This window comes from Testudinibacter sp. P27/CKL/0425, assembly GCF_052931395.1.
On the sequence record NZ_CM128801.1, the window covers coordinates 606,971 to 626,794 of the forward strand.

Below are 19,824 nucleotides of genomic sequence, written 5' to 3' on the forward strand. Positions count from 1 at the left end.
CTTTAAAATCCAATACTGTGTAGGTAATCACGACTAATTTTTACGTCATCTAGGCTTGAGGCGGCATTGCGTGGATCCCGTTCTTGCTCCACGGTAATGTAGCCTCGATACTGTTTATCATGTAAGAAGCGATAAATGGCAGGATAATCAATAACGCCCTCTCCGATGCGACACATCACCCCCTTACCACACGCAGCGAAAAAGCGAATTCTTTCATTCATAACTTGATGATAAACATCAATATTAATATCTTTGAAATGTAGGTAGTCAATGTGATCCCAATATTGATTCAGCAATGTTAATGGATCCATTTTAGAATAATAGAGATGCCCAGTATCTAAACATAAACCTGCTTGTTCATACGGAATGTCTTGAACCACTTTTTCAAGTTCATCTGCAAATTCAATATATCCGCCTGCATGAGGGTGAATAACCGCTCTTACGCCGTAGCCTTTCGCAATGGCAGCTAGATTTTTAATATGCGAGATCATTTTGTCCCATTCTGCTTGCGCTAATCTTGGGGCTTTGTCAGGGTGTCCTGCGGCATAATCACGTTCATCGTGTCCCCAATCAATAATTACTAAATAAGGTGTCGGGAACTTTTGGTATGGCTGAGATGGTTGTTGCGGAAGACGGGTAATTAAGCTGCAGATATCATGAACTTGCTGTTTCAGTTTTGCTTGATTGTCATCGGAAACTAAATCATCAAAAATCGTGCCGGCAACAATAAATAATCCTTGTTTTTTGAGCTCAGTGGACACGCGTTCAATATCAATCGGTAAATATCCGTAAGGGCCTAGCTCAATCCCCTGATAACCAGCTTGCGCGGCCTCTTCCAACACTGAAGTCCATTTGTGCAAGTAAGGATTTTTAGGATCGTCAACCCCCAACAACAAGGGGCGGTACAAATATGGATGCTCATATACGTTACTCCTATTCAATTAAGTCATGGAGCAAGTATATGAATGATTTCAAATAGAGGCGTTTAACATCTTGCTTTTTTATGAAAGAAAAAGGTTAAAATTTCGTTAATGAAATCACATTTTCCACAGGCAATCTTCACTATCTTGCGTTCAGGAATTTATTTCTTTTTTCCAATCCAGTAAGTGCGGTACGCACTCGGTGAAATTCCTGTCATTTTAGTAAAAAATAGTACTGAAGTAGTTGATATTGTCATAGCCAACTAAGGTGGAAATTTGTGTTACGCTATAGCTTGTATTGATCAGTAATGATTGTGCCTCCCCAATTCTGCGGCGTAAGGTGTATTGAATCAATGAAAATCCAGTATTACGTTTGAATAAATGGGATAAATAATAGGGATTAATGTTAAATTGTTCAGCAACAGATGACAGGGTTATGGCTTCCCAATAGTGGCTGTCGATGTATTGTTTGACTTGATGAATCAACACCAGTGTATTATTTTGCTTTTTCGTGTTTTTTTGTGGAAGTTGCAAAATAATGGTAATCAAGGATGCCAGTAAGTAGCGGCAAGTTTCACTAGAGGTATCTGGATTGTATTTGATTTGCGCATCCATAATATCCAGCAACGTATTGATTTGTTTGGTGTATTTACCGGCTTGTAACACCGCTGGATACTCTAAATCCAACAGACAATTTTGTCTTTTACCTTTTATTTTTAAGCGGTTAATACCACAACAATAAACGGTCATATCGGATCCGATTTCTGCCACTTCATCGTGCAATACACCTTGGTTAAAGATTAAGATATCCCCAGCTTGGGTTTGGTATTTTTCATTTCCGATTAGGTGGCTACCCTTACCTTTCACAATAAAAACGATTTCTACCCGATCTTCATGCTTGTGCATTAAGCGAGGGAAATATTCTTGCATCGTTTCGGTATTACACAAGTAAAGTAATTGCGGTAGCGTACCGTTTTCGAAAACCGAACATTTATTTTCTTTCACAAAATACTGTAGCATGGCGGATTCCTTTTAGTAGAATAGATATATAAAGGCATGAAAATCATGCCTTTATATATTGTCTGTGAAATTGAGTTATTGATTCACTTCACTGATCTTAACCGGCCGCCCCTCTTCCATCGATTTCTTCGCCGCAAGTGCGATAAGCACCGGCTGTAAACCGTCATCACCGTTGACTACGGTTGGTTTGTTGTTAACCACCGAGTCGACAAAGCAAGAGATTTCATCGGCGAAAGATTGCATATAGCGTTCTAGGAAGAAATATTTTGGTTTTTCCGCCACCACACCGTGTTCACCGGAGAAAACCGCACTTGAACCGGTGTCATTGCTGATTTGAATCGCACCTTTTGAGCCGAACACTTCTGCGCGTTGATCATAGCCGTAAACCGCTTTGCGGCTGTTGTCGATCACACCGATTGCGCCGTTTTCCAGTTTTAAGGTAATCACCGCAGTATCAATATCGCCGGCTTTGCCGATTTCAGGGTTCACCAATACGCTGCCAACGGCGAAAACTTCGGTGACGTTGCTGCCTGACAGGTAGCGAATCATGTCGAAATCGTGAATGGTCATGTCGAAGAACATACCGCCGGAGACTTTTACATACTCGATTGGTGGCGCGTCGGGGTCGCGTGAGGTCACTTTAATGATATGCGGCTCACCAATGTCGCCAGCCACCACCCGATCTTTAATCGCTTTGAAGTTATGATCGAAACGACGGTTGAAACCGACTTGGAATTTCACGCCGGCTTTTTCCACTTCGGTTAATACTTGTTTGATTCTGCCGACATCGGCATCAATCGGTTTTTCACAAAAGATGTGCTTACCGGCTTGCGCCGCTTCGATTGAAATTGGGGCGTGCGTATTGGTGGAGGAACAAACTAACACCGCATCAATTTCTGGATCTTGCAGAATCTGTTTGTAATCGTCATAGACATTCGGAATGCCCATGGATTTTGCCCATTGTTGTAGCTCGTCGGTCACTTTAATATCAGAAATCGCTTTGATTTCCGCGCCTTTGACGTATTTGCTGATGCTTTCTGAATGAACACGTCCGATACGGCCTGCGCCGATAATACCTACTTTAATCATATTAAACTCCTGCTACGTCTTTAATGTATTTGCGGCCTTTCAGCGCATATTCGAATGGGTTTGCCAACGCCGGATCTTGTTCGGCTTCCACCACCATCCAGCCTTGATAATTGTGTTTTTCTAAAATATCGAAAATCGGTTTGAAGTCGATAACCCCATCGCCTGGTACAGTGAAAGTGCCTTTTTTCACGCCTTCGAGGAAGCTCAAATCGTTGGCTTTCACTTCTGCCACCACGTCATCACGTACGTCTTTTAGGTGAACGTGAACGATGCGGTCGATGTATTTTTCCAATACATCCAACATCGCTTGCTGTGATCCTTCGGAATAGTAAAGGTGACCTGAATCGAACAATAAATAAACATCATCATTAGTGACTGCCATATAACGATCCACTTCTTCCGGAGTTTGAATGCCGGTGCCCATGTGGTGGTGCAGGCAGACTTTCATGCCTTTTTCCGCCGCCAGTTTTGCTAGTTCGTTATAGCCTTCGGCTAACAATTGCCATTCGGCATCGGTAAACACGGTTTTCTCTTTGAAAATGGCTTTTTTCTGCCCTTGAATACTGCGGCTTTGTTCGGAACAGCCGATCACTTTCGCGCCCATGGCGTGTAGGAAGTTCATGTGTTCGATAAAATCGTTAATCGTTTGTTCTTTTTTACCGTCCACAAAAAAGGTGCTGAACCACGCGTTACAAATTTGAATGCCGCGCACGTCCAGCTTATGCTTTAATACCGCCACATCGCGCGGGTATTTATTGCCGACTTCGCAGCCTTGATACCCCGCAAGCGCCATTTCGCTGACGCACTGCTCAAAGGTGTTTTCAGCACCCAACTCGGGTAAATCATCATTGGTCCAACCGATCGGGGCGATCCCCAACTTCACATTTTCTGCCTTCATGTTTTTCTCCTTGAAAAGGGTTAATTTGAAATTCTATTGCTATGTAAATCGATTAATAACGACGTGCCCGATGAATTTGGACCTCGGCGTTTTTAAAGGCTTCTCGCACCCGCTCTTTTTCCGAGACTTCCGCAACACCCACGTGCCACCAGCTGCCGTAGCCGTGCATCATGGTCTTCGGCAACACTTTAATGTCGATCAGAGTGGACACTTTCTGTTGTTTAGCATCTTCAAGTGCGGTTTGCAGTTCATCCGCCGTTCTGACTTTATAGGTTTTACAGCCATAAGAAGCGGCATTCATCGCAAAATCCACCGGAATAAAGCCGGCATCCAATTTGTTGCTTTCCGGATTTCTAAAGCGGAATTCGGTGCAGAAGCTATCCATGCCGTGTCCGATTTGCAGGTTGTTGATACAGCCGTTGGTCATATTGTCGAGCAGGATAATATTGATTTTTTTGTGTTCCTGAATTGAGGTGATTAACTCGGAATGCAGCATCAGGTAAGAACCATCGCCTAAGAAAGCGTACACCTCTTTTTCTGGTTCGGCGATTTTTACCCCTAGAGCGGCATTGACTTCGTAGCCCATGCAGGAATAGCCGTATTCCAGGTGATAGGTGTTTTCCCCTTTGCTTTGCCAGGTGCGTTGTAAATCGCCCGGCAAACTGCCGGCGGCGGCAACGATAATGTCATTCGCACCCAAAGTGCGGTTTAAAATGCCTAAGACTTGGCTTTGGGTTAAACAAGAGCCGGTGAGGTGTTGAAATTCTTGATAAACGCTGTTGGTATCTAAACGGTCATTGACTTCAGGTACGAAATCTTTGCCGGTGTAGGTGATGCCATAAACCCGATTCAGCTCGTTTGCAAATTGTTGTTTGGCGTTTGCGATTTGATCGCCCCATGCCGCTTGGTAGCCGCTTTCTGCCAGTTTGGTTTGCAGTTGTTGTAACGCCGCTTTGGCATCGGCAGTGACTTGTACGCCGTCGAGTTTATAGGCGTCAAAACGCGCGACGTTGATGTTTAAAAATTCAACATCCGGATGTTGGAAAATCCATTTTGAAGAGGTGGTGAAGTCGGTGTAGCGCGTGCCGACCCCAATTACTAAATCCGCCTCTTTTGCCAACAGGTTTGCCGATAAGCAACCGGTTTCGCCAACGCCGCCGACATTCAGCGGATGATCGGACACCACCGCACTTTTGCCCGCTTGCGTTTCGGCAAACGGAATGCCGTAGGCTTCAGCAAAGGCTTTCAGTTCGGCGGCTGCTTCGGAATAGCGCACGCCGCCGCCGCAAATGATTAATGGTTTTTTCTTGGTTTTAATCAACTCAACCGCTTGTTGCAACATCGGCTCGGTCGGCAAGCTGTGTTCAATGCGGTGAATGCGTTTTTGCAGGAAATAATCCGGGAAGTCATAGGCTTCGCCCTGAACGTCTTGCGGCAGGGCAATGGTCACCGCGCCGGTTTCCGCCGGATCGGTCAAGACTCGCATGGCATTAATGCAAGCAGTCATCAACTGCTCCGGGCGGCTGACTCGATCCCAATATTTACTGACTGCTTTAAACGCATCATTGGTGCTGATGCTTAAATTGTAGCTTTGTTCAATTTGTTGTAATACCGGATCAGGTTGACGAGTGGCAAACACATCGCCCGGCAGTAATAATAGCGGGATCCGATTTGCCGTTGCAGTGGCGGCGGCGGTGATCATATTGGCGGCACCGGGGCCGACGGACGAGGTGCAGGCATAAATTTGTTTGCGCGCTTTTTGTTTGGCAAAGCCCATTGCCGCGTGTGCCATGCCTTGTTCGTTGCGGCCTTGGTGCACAATCAGCTGCCCACTGTCTTGTTCTAACGCTTGCCCCAAACCGAGTACGTTACCATGCCCGAAAATACCAAAGACCCCTTTAACGAACTTGATGACTTTGCCGTCGAATTCAACATATTGATTATCCAAGAATTTCACCAGCGCTTGTGCGACTGTTAATCTTTGTGTTTTCATATTTTCTCCTGCCCATTTGATTTGGAAACTGCCGCTATTCTACTCAAAATAAATTTCAATTAAATATAAAATGGAATGTAAATTTCATTTTTGCGAGCGAGATCAATTTCTTTATCAAAAAAAGCACAAAACATGAATTTTTTGGAAACTCATTTGGTGGATAGTAAAAAAATTTTTGGGATCAAGATCGCAAAAAAGAAGGTATATAATAGCAAAATGAAATATTTATTCTAAAATATAGTGTATTAAATGTTTTATTTTGATTAAAATGAAATTCATCATATACATGAGCAAAATGCCAACAGGAGAGCCTTATGTTAGAACCTTCAGTTTCGAAGCCTTTAGATTTGATTTGTCTGGGACGGATTGCGGTTGATCTTTATGGTCAGCAAATCGGTTCGCGCTTGGAAGATGCCACCAGTTTTGCTAAATACCTCGGCGGTTCTTCCGGTAATGTGGCATACGGCACCGCGATTCAGGGGCTGAAATCATCAATGCTTGCGCGCGTCGGTGATGAGCATATGGGGCGTTTTTTGCGTGAAGAGCTACAAAGCGTCGGCGTGGATACCAGCCATTTAATCACTGACAAAGAGCGGTTGACCGCACTGGTGATCTTGGGCATTAAAGATACCGAGACTTTCCCTTTGATTTTCTATCGTGATAATTGTGCCGATATGGCAATCAGTGCCGATGATTTCAACGAAGAATATATCGCTTCGGCAAAAGCGCTGGCGATCACCGGCACGCATCTTTCACATCCGAAAACCCGCCAAGCGGTGCTGACCGCACTTGAATATGCCGGACGCAATGGCGTGAAACGTCTGCTGGATATTGATTATCGTCCGGTACTTTGGGGCTTAACCTCATTGGGCGATGGTGAAACCCGCTATATTGATTCGCAAACGGTAACCGAATCGTTGCAAGAAGTGCTGCACCATTTTGATGTGTTAGTCGGCACGGAAGAAGAGTTTCATATTGCCGGTGGCTCGACCGATACCTTAACCGCACTTAAAAATGTGCGTAAATGCAGCCAAGCAACGTTGGTTTGTAAACGCGGGGCATTAGGCTGCTCGGTGTTTGAAGGCGAGATTCCGGATGATTTGGACGGCGGCTTGAATGTGTATGGTGTGCGGGTTGCGGTGCTGAATGTGCTGGGCGCCGGTGATGCCTTTATGTCAGGATTGCTACGCGGCTATATCAACAACGAAGGCTGGGAACAGGCGTGTCGTTATGCAAATGCTTGCGGCGCGCTAGTGGTTTCTCGCCACGGCTGTGCACCGGCGATGCCGACCAAACAAGAGTTGGATAATTATTTGTTGCGTGCCGAATCCGTGCCGCGTCCGGATTTGGATAGTGGATTGAACCACTTACACCGTGTTACCACCCGCAAGCAGGCATGGAATAATTTGTGTATTTTTGCCTTTGATCACCGTAAACAGCTGGAAGAAATGGCAAGCAAGTGCGGTGCTGACGTAAAACAAATTCCGAAATTAAAAACTTTACTGTTGCAAGCGGCGGAACAAACTGCACTGGCGGAACAGGTGAATAACGGGCAATCGGGCATTCTGGCGGATACGACTTACGGGCAAGATGCGCTGAACGCAATCACCGGTAAAAACTGGTGGATTGGGCGTCCGATTGAGCAGCCGTCATCTCGTCCGTTAGCCTTGGAGCATGGTGATTTAGGCAGCCAGCTGATTTCTTGGCCAAAAGAACACGTGGTGAAATGTTTGGCATTCTACCACCCGCACGACAGCGCCGAACTTAAAGCGCAACAGGATCAAAAACTGTTGGAAGTTTACCAAGCCTGTTGCCGTACCGGACATGAGTTATTGCTGGAAATTATCCTGCCACTGGATATGGAGAAACAAGAGAACTATTATCACCAAATAATCGAGCACCTCTATTCACTAGGCATTAAACCGGATTGGTGGAAATTGCCGGGCATGAGCGCCGAAGGGTGGGCGAAGTTGAGCCAATTGATCGAGCAAAATGATAAACATTGTCGCGGCATTCTGATTTTAGGATTAGATGCACCGGAGTCGGTGTTTGACGAGACGTTCAAAGCCGCTGCCAGTGCGCCGCTAGTGAAAGGCTTTGCTGTCGGGCGTACCATTTTCGGCGAACCGTCGGCAGCGTGGTTAGCGGGCAAACTGGACGATCAACAATTGATTGAAGCGGTGTCGGCACGCTATCAACGTTTGATCCGGTTATGGAAAAAATACCGCACTTGATACTCGGCTAAACGGCTGATGCGCGAAGACACCTTAAATGCTGGGATTTAAGGTGTCTTTATTTTTGATGCAGGCTAAAATAATCGTAAACGATCATAAGGAGCCATCGATGGACGCCTCGCTTATTCCAAATATTGAACTGTTTATCGCGCAAGTCGATCCGTTCAATCAGCTGCCGAAAACGGTTATTGCGCAAATTGCCGCCAATGTTGAAATTCGCTATGTGCCGCAAGGCGAGATTATTGTTGCGGCGGAGCAGGCGGCACAGCACGTTTTGTATATTATCCGTATTGGGGCGGTCGAGCAGAAAAAAGCTAACGGCGAATTGCGCGCCCGCTTGGAAAGCGGCAGTGTATTCGGTTTCAGCATTTTTAATCCTAAAGAGGACGAAAAATACACTGCCTGCGCCCTTGAAAATTGCCTGATTTATCAAATTCCCTATTCTCTGTTAAATGAGATTCTCAAAAATCATCCTGAATATGCCGCCTATTTTGCGGCGGAAGCCGGAACGCGGTTGCATAACGCCTCAAAAGCCGGCTGGCTGCAAAATCAGGACGGCATTTTTATCAAGACGGTTGAGGAGGTGGCAAACCGCAAAATCGCAACCGTGACGGCGTCGGCAACGATTAAAGAAACGGCAAAAAGTATGTGCCGTCAGCGACGATCTTCTGCTTTAGTGATGCAAAACGGCAAATTGGTCGGCATGGTAAATGATCGTGATATGACCAAAAAAGTGGTGGCGGAAGGGCTGGACGTTAATCAACCGATTAGCCGTGTGATGAGCGTCAACCCGCCGACTATTGCCGCGGATGAGCTGGTGTTGAACGCCATTTCTTTGATGATGCGGCATAATATTCGCAATTTGCCGGTGATGGTAGATGAAACCGTTATCGGGATTTTGACCGCCACCGATCTGGTGCAAAAAAACAGCACCCAATCGGTTTTTATGATTAATCATATTTTCCAAGCCGATAGCCTAGCGCTGCTCATTAACTTATCAACAAAACGGCAGGCGATTTTTGAGGCGTTGATCGACGGTGGCGTGGATTATCAAAATATCATGCAGGTGATGACCCTGATCGCCGATGCGTTCCACCAAAAATTACTGCTAATGGCGGAACATCAATTTGGTAAGCCGCCTTGTGCTTATGCTTGGATTGTTGCCGGTTCACAGGCGCGTGCGGAAATTCACCCGCTGTCGGATCAAGATAATGCGATTATCACTGAACGGGCGTTGAATGACGACGAACGTCACTATTTCGCGCAATTGGCGGAATTTGTCAACCAGGGATTGGATAAGTGCGGTTATGAGCGCTGCTCGGGCGGTTATATGGCGTTAAATCCACGCTGGTGCCAATCACTGGCGCAGTGGAAACAAGATTTTGAACACTGGATATTAACGCCGGAACTGGAAAGTTTGCTGCATGCCTCGGTATTTTTAGATTTGCGTGCGATTCACGGCGATCAGACGTTGGCGGATGAGCTCAGTCACTTTTTTGTGGAGCGCATTCAAGGAAATCGCCGTTTTCTGGCATTTTTAGTTGCCAACGCTATTCGAGTTAAACCTCCGCTAAGTATTTTCAGAAACTTTGTGCTAATTAAAGACGGTGAACATAAAAATAAACTGAATTTGAAAAAACGTGCTATCAGTTTATTAGTTGATTTAGGACGGATTTATGCACTAGCGGCAGGGATTGTACAAACCGCCTCGACCGAGGAGCGGTTTCTTGCCTGTTATCAGAAAAAAGCAATTAATAAGGAAATGTTGGACGATATTCTGGGTGCTTACCGTTTTGTATGCGAAGTGCGGTTTAAGTATCAATTACAAGCGTTACGCCAGCAACAACCACTGACTAACCATATTGCGCCTGATGAGTTGACCTCATTCGAGCGTAATAATCTAAAAGATGCGTTCCGCTTGATCGCGAAATTGCAGGAAGCGGCGGAAATGCGCTTTTCACAGCAAGGATTAATTCGATGATTACCGGCATTTCCCACTGGTTCCAGCGTTTTGACCCGTTGCACAAACTGGAAAAACAACGCCAAAAACTGATTCAATCCAAGCAGTGCCCGGCGAAGTTATTGCCGCTGTTCGCCACACCTTATCCTGAATTACGGGCGGAATTAAGCCGGTTGCACTACTTGGCGATTGATTTTGAAACGACGGGGTTTAACCCGATGATCGATAATATTTTGAGTGTTGCGGCGGTGCCGATAGATCAGCTGACATTGAAATTGTCGGGTTCATGGCATCACTTTGTCGCCGATCAAGAGGTGAAGCAGGACACAGCGGTGATTAACCATATCGTGCCGGAAATGTTGCAAAGTGCGGTCGCACTTGATGAGGTGATGGCGAAACTGTTTACCTTAATGCAAGGACGGATAGTGATTGCTCACGGTTCCAGCATTGAAAAGCGCTTTATCAATCATTATTTGGCAATCAAGTATAAATTAAATCACTTTCCGCTTTTGTGGCTGGACACCTTAAAAATTGAGCGTTCGTTACGCTCGTCGGCAGCGCCTGTTCCGAATCCGAATTATCAATTGAATGCGGTGCGACGGCGTTATCAGTTGCCCGAATATGTGGCGCATAATGCCTTGAGTGACGCGATTGCCGCAGGCGAGCTATTTTTGGCGCAGCTGGTTCGACTGTTCGGAACACAGCCTAAAATCTTAGGCGTGGTATATCGGCGCTCGCAATCATCGGCGTAATGTTACCATTCCATGGTACGAACGAAAAACCCCATTCAAATTTGAATGGGGTTTGTTTTAATGGCAATGTGCAATTAAATGCCGGCGTTTAACTGCTTGTTGCGCTGCTGTACAAACACATACAGGAAATACAATACGGTGGCGATAGCGAAGCAGTAGTAACCAATCCAAACTAGCGTAGCGACATTGTTCGCCATAAAGATATACATGGTTAAAGACAACAAGGTGATGATTAATGAGACCGGTTTAACGTATGCCCACGGCTCAATATCCACTTGTTTGGTGTACACTTCTTGGTACGGGGTTGCCATTGGTTTAATGCGCCCGATTAACAGCATAATGGCAACGTTAATCACAAACAGCAATCCGACTAAGTGGAAGAAGTGGAGATCGACTTTCAGGATAAAGTTACATACGATATACGCCACCATGCCGAAAATCAGCCCGAATTTTGCTGCAATCGGCGGAACGCGTTTGGTCAACAGCCCAACCACAACCACACTCAAAATCGGCGCATTAAATACCCCTTGCAGCTGTTGAATCAGATAAAACAAACCGTCCGGCGCATTGGCGACCAGTGGTGCGACAATCATGGCGGCAATCGCTAATACAATGCCGACGATTTTGCCGACGCTCACCAGTTTGGTGTCGCTGGCATTTGGGTTGATTTGCACTTTATACACATTGCGAGAGAACAGGGTCACCGATGAGTTAAGTGCACTGTTGAAAGTAGACAATAATGCGCCGACCACGACAGCAGCGAAGAAGCCGACCAGCGCATCCGGCAATACCAACTGTACCAAATCCGGATAGGCTTGGTCAGGAATATCCAGTTTGCCTTGGAAAATATGGAACGCGATAATCCCCGGCAGGATAATCAATAATGGGCCTAATAATTTCAAGAAGGCGCAAAGCAGAACGCCTTTTTGCCCCTCTTTCAGATTTTTTGCGCCCAATGCGCGTTGGATAATCGATTGGTTGGTACACCAAAAGAACATATTTGACACGATCAAACCGGTAAATAGCGTAGAGAAAGGCACCACTGAATCGGCGGCGCCGATGGAATTAAAGTGATCCGGATTGGCATGGTAAATCTCTTTTAGCCCTGCCCAAGCATTGCCGTCGCCGACATACATTAACCCTAAAACCGTCACCAAAATCCCGCCGACCAATAAGCCGACACCGTTGATGGTATCGGAAACCGCCACAGCTTTTAAACCGCCGAAGATGGCGTAAATCGAACCGAGAATCCCGACACCCCAAACGATAATCCATAATGACGTGGTTTTATCCAGCCCGAAAACTTCCGAGACGTTAAATAGACTTTCTAATGCCAGCGCACCGGTGTACAGCACGATTGGCAGCAGCGAGATAACATAGCAACCGAGGAACAGCAGTGAGGTGATTAACAGGGTTCCTTTATCAAAGCGTTTTTCCAGAAATTCCGGAATAGTGGCAATCCCTAATTTCAGATATTTCGGCAAAAAGTAGAAAGCAAACATTGCAATCGTGATTGCCGCCATCACTTCCCATGCCATGACGATGAAACCGGAACGATATGCCAAACCGTTCAAACCAACAAGATGTTCGGTCGATAAGTTTGTCAACATCATTGAGCCGGCGATAAATACGGCGGTTAACGAGCGCCCGGCGAGATAGTATCCCTCGGAATGACTCAGATCATCATTTCGCGTATACCACCATGCAATAATGGCGACCATTGCGGTAAAGCCAACAAATGATATAAAAGCTAACATACATTTTCCTCACTTCTTTAGGATAAAACGGTTAAGTTCAGCATAAAACAAAAAAACTGCTATTTCATTAATGGAATATACGTTTCAATTTTTGGATTGGCAATCAGCAATCTTCGGTTTTGTTATACAGATCAAACTTTGGCGGATAACTTGTGAACTAATCGATAAAAATCTCTTTTTTTCTCCAACTGAAAAGAGGAGGGAAGATAGGTTATAAATGAAAATTTTATTTCATTTATGTCAGTAAAATGGCAAGAAATGATAGCAAAACCCGCTATACCGCACTTCGCATAACCACTATAATATTCCCACCCCCTTATCACAGGAGCTTTGGCGTGCAGATTAAAAAATCGGTAACTTCGCGGTTGGCGTATTATTTGGTGATGATTATCATGTTGTCCGGGTTGTCTATTTGTGTGACCACCTTGATTATGATCAGCAACCATTCCGATGCCGAGATGATTAATGTGTCGGGTTCGCTGCGGATGCAGAGTTATCGTTTGTTGTACGAAATGGAGTATCAGCCGGAGCTGTTGGAGGGCGGGATTGACACTTATCAGGCGAGTTTGCAGACGCCGACGTTGATGAATCTGGAGCGTTTTTATGTGCCGCACACAGTGCAATCCGCCTACCGCACTTTGCTCGAAAGTTGGCAGGTGATGGAAGGCTATTTGCGGCAGGAAAATGCCGAAGCGTATCGGCAGAATCTGGAACGCTATGTTGATCAGGTGGATAATTTTGTGTCGGTATTGCAGCAGTTTTCCGAGCAGCGGATTCGTTTTGCGATTTATATTAATCTGTTCAGCTTATTGCTGATGGCGCTGCTGGGCTTGTATCTGTTGAGTTACAGCCGCAAAAAAGTGGTAGCGCCGTTGCAGCGTTTGGTCACCGCCAGTCAGCAGGTGCAAAACAGCCAGTTCCAACATATTGAGTTGGATATTGATAGTGATAACGAACTGGGCGAATTGTCGCGCGGCTTCACGCAAATGGCGGCGCAGCTACAAAAGCTGTACCAATCGTTAGAAGAACAAGTCAGCCAGAAAACTCGCAGTTTAACGCAGATCAACCGCACGTTGTCGATGTTGTATTACTGTTCACAACAACTCACACTACATGAAATTACCCGTGAGAATCTAACCACCGTATTGAAACTGCTGCTGCAAAATGAAAAACTGCAAGTGGTGCGACTGGTGGCGAACGCCAATGAGGCGTTTAATCTGGAAGTGGGCGAGGAGTCGGCGACGGCGAATTGGCAGACCACCCGAATCACGATTAACGATCAGAATTTAGGCAGCCTGAATTGGCAGCGCACCGAAGCCTATCCCGATTTGCGCACCATTGAAAATATCGCACAAATGCTCGGACGGGCGATTCATTCCTATCAACTGCTGCGCCAGCGGCAACACCTGATTTTAATGCAAGAGCGGTCGATTATTGCGCGCGAACTGCATGACTCACTGGCGCAAGTGTTGGCATATTTGCAAATTCAGTTAACCTTATTGAGGCGCAGCATTTTAAACGATGTCAGTGAAACTCAAGCGGTCAAAAGTCTGGCGATTTTGCGCCAGTTTGAAACCGCACTTAGTGACGGTTACACTCAGCTGCGCGAGCTGTTGGCGACTTTCCGCTTAACAGTGAGCGAATCCAATCTGAAACTGGCATTGCAGGAAGTGATTGATTCCTTACAACCGCGCTCCGAGGCACAGATTACCCTTGATTGCGCCTTGCCGTCACAGCTGCTGAATGCGCAACAGCAGATTCACTTGCTGCAAATCGTGCGCGAAGCGGTGCTGAACAGCATTAAACACGCCAAAGCCGATTTGATCGAAGTGATTGCGCGCAGCACCGAAGACGGTGAAAATCAGGTGTTAATTCGAGATAACGGCATCGGCATTCCGTCTTTAACCGAACCTAGCGGACACTACGGCTTGAATATCATGCTGGAACGCGCGCAGGAGTTGAACGCGCGCTTGGAAATCCGACGTCGCAACAGTGGCGGCACCGAAATCAGCCTGTTGTTGGCGGACAGTGTCGAGTAATCACAAGATAAAAATAATCAGAGGGAATCACAATGCCGAACATTCAGATTGAGAAATCTCAGCCGCACGATTTGGAAAAAATCGTGGAAATTTATAACCAAACCATCGACAGCCGCCACATCACTTCGGATTTGGCACCGATTTCGGTTGCCGATCGGCAAGAATGGTTTGAATTTCACCGCAACAGTGAACGCTACCCGATTTGGTCGCTACGCAATGCGGAAAACGACTTGATCGGCTGGGCGACATTGTCACCGTTTTATGGTCGCCCGGCGTATGACATTACCGCGGAAGTCAGTTTTTATCTGGATAACTGCGCCAAAGGGCAAGGCATCGGCGCGCAGGTGGTGGAGTTTTTGCAACAGCAAATGCAGCCGCTTGGCTTCAGCACGCTGCTCGGTTTCGTGTTTAAAGGCAACCTGGCCAGCGTCGGCGTGCTGCAAAAGTGTGGTTTTCAACGCTGGGGCGAACTGCCGAATATCGCCGATATGCAGCAGCATAAAGAAACGCTACTGCTGTTGGGCTATCAGCGTTAACGAATGCATAAAATACCGTGATTTCAGGCGCGCGCAGAGCTTGTAAAATGTTATGCTAAAGCAAAACGACAAGGAGACCACCATGACAACTTATAAACTGATCGCCCTGGATTTAGACGGCACGCTGTTGAATACGCAAAAAGCGATTAGCCAACGCAACCAAGACGCCATTTTAGCCGCCCGCGCACAAGGGGTTTATGTGATTTTAGCCTCCGGGCGACCTTACATCGGCATGAAAAAATATATGCAGCAGCTCGGCATGACCGGTAGCGATGATTATGTGCTGTGCTTTAACGGCGCACGGGTTGAACGGGCAGACGACGGTCATGTGATCAACAGTAAAATGTTGAGCGGCAAAGACGCGAAACGGGTGGCATATTACGCGCAACAAATGGGGCTGAACACCCATGCGTTTTCGCCGGAGCGCGGCTTGATCACCCCACAGCCAAGCCACTACACTCAACACGAAGCCGATTCCAATTTTATTGATTTCACGGTGATAGATTTTGATACGCTGGATGACGACGAACCGATCATCAAAAGCATGATTATTGATCCGCCCGAATTGCTGGAAAAGATCGTCACTAACCTGCCGTCGGAACTGGCACAGCGCTACACCGTGGTGCGTAGCGCGCCATTTTTTCTGGAGTTTATCCACCCGCAAGCCAACAAAGGCGCCGGCGTGGCGGCACTTGCCGAACACCTGAATATCGCCGCCGAACAGGTGATCTGCTGCGGCGATGCGGGCAACGATCTGCATATGCTGCAATACGCCGGGTTAGGCGTGGCAATGGGCAACGCCACCGACGAACTGAAAGCCGTCGCCGATTATATCACTGCCGATCACAACGATTCCGGCGTGGCGCAGGTGATTGAGAAATTTGTGTTGAGGTAAGGAGAAGCTGACAATGAAAATTATTATTGCGCCCGATTCATTTAAAGAGAGCCTGACCGCACTTGAAGCGGCGGAAGCGATTGAGGCCGGTTTTCGCAAGGTTTTTCCGCAGGCGGAATATCTGAAAGTGCCGATGGCGGATGGTGGTGAGGGCACGGTGCAATCGCTGGTGGATGCCACCGGCGGCAAGCTACAACCGGTGACGGTGACAGCGCCGTTAGCGAATAAGGTCGAAGGATTTTTCGGTTTGTCCGGCGACGGCAAAACCGCGATTATCGAAATGGCGGCGGCATCCGGGCTGCATTTGGTGACGCCGGAGCAGCGCAATCCGCTGTTGACCACCAGCTATGGCACCGGCGAATTAATCAAAGCGGCACTAGATTGCGGGGTGAACAAGATTATTTTAGGCATCGGCGGCAGTGCGACTAACGACGGCGGTGTCGGCATGCTGCAGGCGTTAGGGGCGAGTTTTCAAAATGACCGACAACAAGAACTTGGCTTTGGTGGCGAAGCGTTGGCGCAGATGGCACAGATTAGTCTGGAGCAGTTGGATTCGCGTTTGCAACAGGTGGAAATTGAAGTGGCGTGCGACGTGGACAATCCGCTTTGCGGACCACAGGGCGCATCGGCGACGTTCGGACCGCAAAAAGGCGCCGACGAGGCGATGGTGCAGCAGTTGGATCAGGCATTGGCGCATTTTGCCGAAATCGCACAACAGCAATTGGCGATTAATATTGCCGATCAAGCGGGCGCCGGAGCGGCGGGCGGCATGGGCGGCGGCTTATTGCTACTGCCGAATGTCAGTTTACGTCCGGGCGTGCAAATCGTGGTGGAAGCGGTGAATCTGGCACAGCAATTGCAGGATGCCGACTTGGTGATCATCGGCGAAGGGCGAATCGACGGGCAGACGGTACACGGCAAAACCCCGATTGGCGTCGCCAAAACCGCCAAGCAGTTCGACAAACCGGTGATCGCGATTTGCGGCTGCTTGCGAGACGATTATGAGGCAGTGTATCAGCACGGCATTGATGCGGTGTTCCCGATTATCAGCCAACTCGGCAGCTTGCAAGAGACACTGGCAAACGGGCGCAATAACCTGATTTCAACCGCGCAAAACGTGGCGCGGCTGTATCAATTGGCAAAATAGTTGTCGCTCAAACCGCACTTTGCACGCAAGTGCGGTATGGTTTACTCTGCACCTTGGACAATATGATAGCTGATTGGCGCTTGCACGATTCCGTCGGCAAAGCCGCTGATCAGCTTGTTGTTTTTAACCTCATCCGCGGTGATCAGCAGGCGAGTGCCTTCGCTGCGCAACAGCTGTTGGATTTGCGGCTCGGAATAGTCGGTGCACTGGCGGTAGGTGTTGGAAAAGACTTGATTGTATAGCTGCGACTCTTTTTTCAGATTCTCAATATCATCGGGACGCAATAAGCCTTCCGAACCGGTTAAGCTGGAAGCGTGTAGCAGAAATTTGCCGTTCGGCAATGATAAACGCTGTTCGGCGCCGCAAAAAATGATGGTTGCAGACGAACCGACCATTGACAAATTCACCGTGGTCACCGGAATTTTAGAGCTTTTCACCGCCCAATAACCAATCTGTCCGCTATCCATATCGCCGCCGTCGCTGTTGAGATACAGATAAATCCGTTTCACTTTCGGGTAATTGCTATTGATGTCATCAATGGCGTACACCAATTCGGAAATCAAGTGCGGTTCGACCGGAGCGGTATAGTAGATTTTCGCGACTTCGGCACGTTCGTCCGCTTCGATTTTTTTCAGTTCGGCAGAGGTGCTAAACGGCAACGCAAGGCACGCCAATAGGGAAAGTGCGGTTTGAGTAAGACGGATTTTCATGGGAAACCTCGTTATCAAGAAATAATAAAAAACCACTTATTATTGAATAAGTGGTTGAAAATACAAAACGAGTTTACTGAGTTTTAATTAATCACGCAGGTTATTAAAGTTCGGCAAAGGCGTCGATTTTTGCCCAGCCGCGACTTTCCAGAAAATCGAGTAACACCCGTGGGCTTTGGTTTAAAACTCGTTCCGGCGGAAAATCGGTGGCTTCCAGCAGTGCCAGGCTGTGGGTGAAATCGCCCAAATAACCGGCATAGTGCGAATCGGAACCGATACTGACCCAACCACCGGCGTCACGCACCGCAGCGGCAATGGTGAGGCAGTTGTCATAGCTGCCGACTCGTGAATGCAAAAACGAGGAGTTGTTGATTTCCAACGCGACGTTGTGTTGTGCGGCGGCTTGCGCCACGGCAATGGCGTCGATCGGAAATTTCGGATTGCCGGGGTGGGTGATGATGTCCACCTTACCGCTCTTGATACAGTTGATCAGCGCAGCGGTGTGATCGCCGCGGGTGGTCGGCTGAATTGACGGCGGATGAAATCCCGCCAGCACCAAATCCAACGAGCGACGCATCCGATCGTTGCAATCAGTTTCACCGGCGGTGTTCAGAATATTGGCTTCAATACCACGCAAAATGCCCACGCCGTCGATAAATCGTGGCAAAATCGCCAGATTGGAAAAATGCCATTCGTGCGGCGCATCGCCCAGTGCCGGACCGTGATCGGTGTTGGCAAACAGGCGAATGCCGCGCTGTTTGGCGACGGCGATATATTCGTGTAGCGTGCTGTAGGCATGGCTGCTGGCAATGGTGTGCGTGTGTAAATCGACCGGATAATTCATCGCGTCCTCTTATGCTTTTGCCACAAACCCGACCGCTTGATACGCTTTCTGTAAGGTTGCCGCAGCGCGTGCTTCGGCTTTTTCTGCCCCTTCACGCAAAATGCGGTTCAACAACGCTTCATCGTTGCGGAAATGCTGGAAGCGGGCTTGCAGCTCGGTCAACATGCTGGAGACTTCGTCCGCGACCGCACTTTTCAAATGCCCGTACATTTTGCCTTCAAATTCCGCTTCAAGATCAGCGATCGTTTTGCCCGTAACACCCGACAGAATATCCAACAGATTCGATACGCCCGCTTTGTTTTGGCGATCATAACGCACCACTGGCGGCTCATCGGAATCGGTAACCGCTCTTTTGATTTTTTTCGCCACCGCTTTGGGATCTTCCAACAAACCGATCACGTTATTGCGGTTGTCGTCGGATTTCGACATTTTTTTCTCAGGTTCCAGCAGCGACATCACGCGCGCGCCGGCTTTTGGAATAAAGGCTTCTGGCACGGTGAATGGGTTGTCGTACAGCGCATTGAAACGCTGGGCAATATCACGGGTGATTTCTAAATGTTGACGTTGATCATCGCCCACCGGCACTTGATTGGCTTGATACAACAGAATATCCGCTGCCATCAGCACAGGGTAGGTGAACAACCCGACATTCACGTTCTCTTCATAACGTGCTGATTTGTCTTTGAACTGGGTCATGCGGCTCATTTCACCGAAATAGCTGTAGCAGTTCAGCACCCATGCCAGTTGGGTGTGTGCCGGTACATGAGATTGCACAAAAATGGTGCTTTTTCTCGGGTCAATGCCTGCCGCTAAATAAATGGCTAAGGTATCCAGTGTGGCGTTGCGCAGTGCTTGTGGATCTTGGCGTACGGTGATGGCGTGCAGATCGACAATGCAAAACAGGCAATCAAATTCGTCTTGCATTTTCGCCCACTGGCGCAGCGCACCCAAATAGTTGCCGATTGTCAATTCGCCCGACGGCTGCACGCCGCTAAATACCACAGATTTGTTACTCATTGTTTTTCCTTAA

Annotated in this window: 16 protein-coding genes; 7 read left to right on the forward strand and 9 right to left on the reverse strand. The window is 47.6% G+C overall.

Annotation, left to right across the window (positions count from 1 at the left end):
• Positions 1-2: 2 nt before the first annotated feature.
• The 5 genes from ACUHGC_RS03065 to iolD all read right to left on the reverse strand — a co-directional run bounded on the left by ACUHGC_RS03065 (position 3) and on the right by iolD (position 5,920).
• Entirely contained in the window at positions 3-908 is a 906-nt protein-coding gene (locus ACUHGC_RS03065) for a TIM barrel protein (RefSeq protein ID WP_446834209.1), read from the reverse strand.
• 231 nt (positions 909-1,139) lie between these two features.
• Positions 1,140-1,940 (reverse strand): AraC family transcriptional regulator, encoded by an 801-nt coding sequence (locus ACUHGC_RS03070; protein WP_446834210.1) that lies wholly within the window; start codon positions 1,938-1,940, stop codon positions 1,140-1,142.
• Positions 1,941-2,015: 75 nt separating this feature from the next.
• Positions 2,016-3,029 carry an inositol 2-dehydrogenase gene (gene iolG, locus ACUHGC_RS03075; RefSeq protein WP_446834211.1) on the reverse strand — a complete coding sequence of 338 codons (1,014 nt, stop codon included), beginning with the start codon at positions 3,027-3,029 and terminating at the stop codon, positions 2,016-2,018.
• 1 nt (position 3,030) lies between these two features.
• Entirely contained in the window at positions 3,031-3,927 is an 897-nt protein-coding gene (gene iolE / locus ACUHGC_RS03080) for a myo-inosose-2 dehydratase (protein WP_446834212.1), read from the reverse strand.
• A gap of 52 nt (positions 3,928-3,979) precedes the next feature.
• Complete coding sequence (gene iolD / locus ACUHGC_RS03085) at positions 3,980-5,920, reverse strand: 3D-(3,5/4)-trihydroxycyclohexane-1,2-dione acylhydrolase (decyclizing) (RefSeq protein ID WP_446834213.1); 1,941 nt, start codon at positions 5,918-5,920, stop codon at positions 3,980-3,982.
• Between the two features lie 314 nt (positions 5,921-6,234).
• Between iolD and ACUHGC_RS03090 the strand changes: the two genes are divergently transcribed.
• The 3 genes from ACUHGC_RS03090 to ACUHGC_RS03100 all read left to right on the forward strand — a co-directional run bounded on the left by ACUHGC_RS03090 (position 6,235) and on the right by ACUHGC_RS03100 (position 10,866).
• A complete protein-coding gene (locus tag ACUHGC_RS03090; RefSeq protein ID WP_446834214.1) occupies positions 6,235-8,154 on the forward strand; it encodes a bifunctional 5-dehydro-2-deoxygluconokinase/5-dehydro-2-deoxyphosphogluconate aldolase in 1,920 nt (639 codons plus the stop codon).
• A gap of 109 nt (positions 8,155-8,263) precedes the next feature.
• Positions 8,264-10,135 carry a DUF294 nucleotidyltransferase-like domain-containing protein gene (locus ACUHGC_RS03095; RefSeq protein WP_446834215.1) on the forward strand — a complete coding sequence of 624 codons (1,872 nt, stop codon included), beginning with the start codon at positions 8,264-8,266 and terminating at the stop codon, positions 10,133-10,135.
• Positions 10,132-10,866, forward strand: a complete 735-nt coding sequence (locus ACUHGC_RS03100; RefSeq protein ID WP_446834216.1) for a 3'-5' exonuclease — start codon at positions 10,132-10,134, stop codon at positions 10,864-10,866. Before ACUHGC_RS03095 ends, ACUHGC_RS03100 begins: the two co-directional genes overlap by 4 nt.
• A 74-nt stretch (positions 10,867-10,940) precedes the next feature.
• Here the strand turns inward: ACUHGC_RS03100 and ACUHGC_RS03105 are convergent, their stop codons facing one another.
• On the reverse strand, positions 10,941-12,623 hold the full coding sequence (locus ACUHGC_RS03105) for a solute:sodium symporter family transporter (RefSeq protein WP_446834217.1): 1,683 nt from the start codon (positions 12,621-12,623) through the stop codon (positions 10,941-10,943).
• A gap of 335 nt (positions 12,624-12,958) precedes the next feature.
• Here ACUHGC_RS03105 and narQ point away from each other — a divergent pair, with 335 nt between their 5' ends.
• The 4 genes from narQ (at position 12,959) to ACUHGC_RS03125 (ending at position 17,240) form a co-directional block, all read left to right on the forward strand.
• On the forward strand, positions 12,959-14,662 hold the full coding sequence (gene narQ, locus ACUHGC_RS03110; protein WP_446834218.1) for a nitrate/nitrite two-component system sensor histidine kinase NarQ: 1,704 nt from the start codon (positions 12,959-12,961) through the stop codon (positions 14,660-14,662).
• 32 nt (positions 14,663-14,694) lie between these two features.
• Positions 14,695-15,198, forward strand: a complete 504-nt coding sequence (locus tag ACUHGC_RS03115; RefSeq protein ID WP_446834219.1) for an N-acetyltransferase family protein — start codon at positions 14,695-14,697, stop codon at positions 15,196-15,198.
• A gap of 82 nt (positions 15,199-15,280) precedes the next feature.
• The gene (locus tag ACUHGC_RS03120) at positions 15,281-16,093 is read left to right on the forward strand and encodes a Cof-type HAD-IIB family hydrolase (RefSeq protein ID WP_446834220.1); all 813 of its coding nucleotides are present in this window, start codon (positions 15,281-15,283) and stop codon (positions 16,091-16,093) included.
• A 13-nt stretch (positions 16,094-16,106) separates the two neighbouring features.
• On the forward strand, positions 16,107-17,240 hold the full coding sequence (locus tag ACUHGC_RS03125) for a glycerate kinase (RefSeq protein ID WP_446834221.1): 1,134 nt from the start codon (positions 16,107-16,109) through the stop codon (positions 17,238-17,240).
• 41 nt (positions 17,241-17,281) lie between these two features.
• Here ACUHGC_RS03125 and ACUHGC_RS03130 read toward each other — a convergent pair whose 3' ends face one another.
• The 3 genes from ACUHGC_RS03130 to trpS all read right to left on the reverse strand — a co-directional run bounded on the left by ACUHGC_RS03130 (position 17,282) and on the right by trpS (position 19,811).
• On the reverse strand, positions 17,282-17,950 hold the full coding sequence (locus tag ACUHGC_RS03130; RefSeq protein ID WP_446834222.1) for an ATP-dependent Clp protease proteolytic subunit: 669 nt from the start codon (positions 17,948-17,950) through the stop codon (positions 17,282-17,284).
• 103 nt (positions 17,951-18,053) lie between these two features.
• Positions 18,054-18,794, reverse strand: a complete 741-nt coding sequence (locus tag ACUHGC_RS03135) for a PHP domain-containing protein (RefSeq protein ID WP_446834223.1) — start codon at positions 18,792-18,794, stop codon at positions 18,054-18,056.
• A 9-nt stretch (positions 18,795-18,803) separates the two neighbouring features.
• The gene (gene trpS, locus ACUHGC_RS03140; RefSeq protein WP_446834224.1) at positions 18,804-19,811 is read right to left on the reverse strand and encodes a tryptophan--tRNA ligase; all 1,008 of its coding nucleotides are present in this window, start codon (positions 19,809-19,811) and stop codon (positions 18,804-18,806) included.
• Positions 19,812-19,824 lie beyond the last annotated feature (13 nt).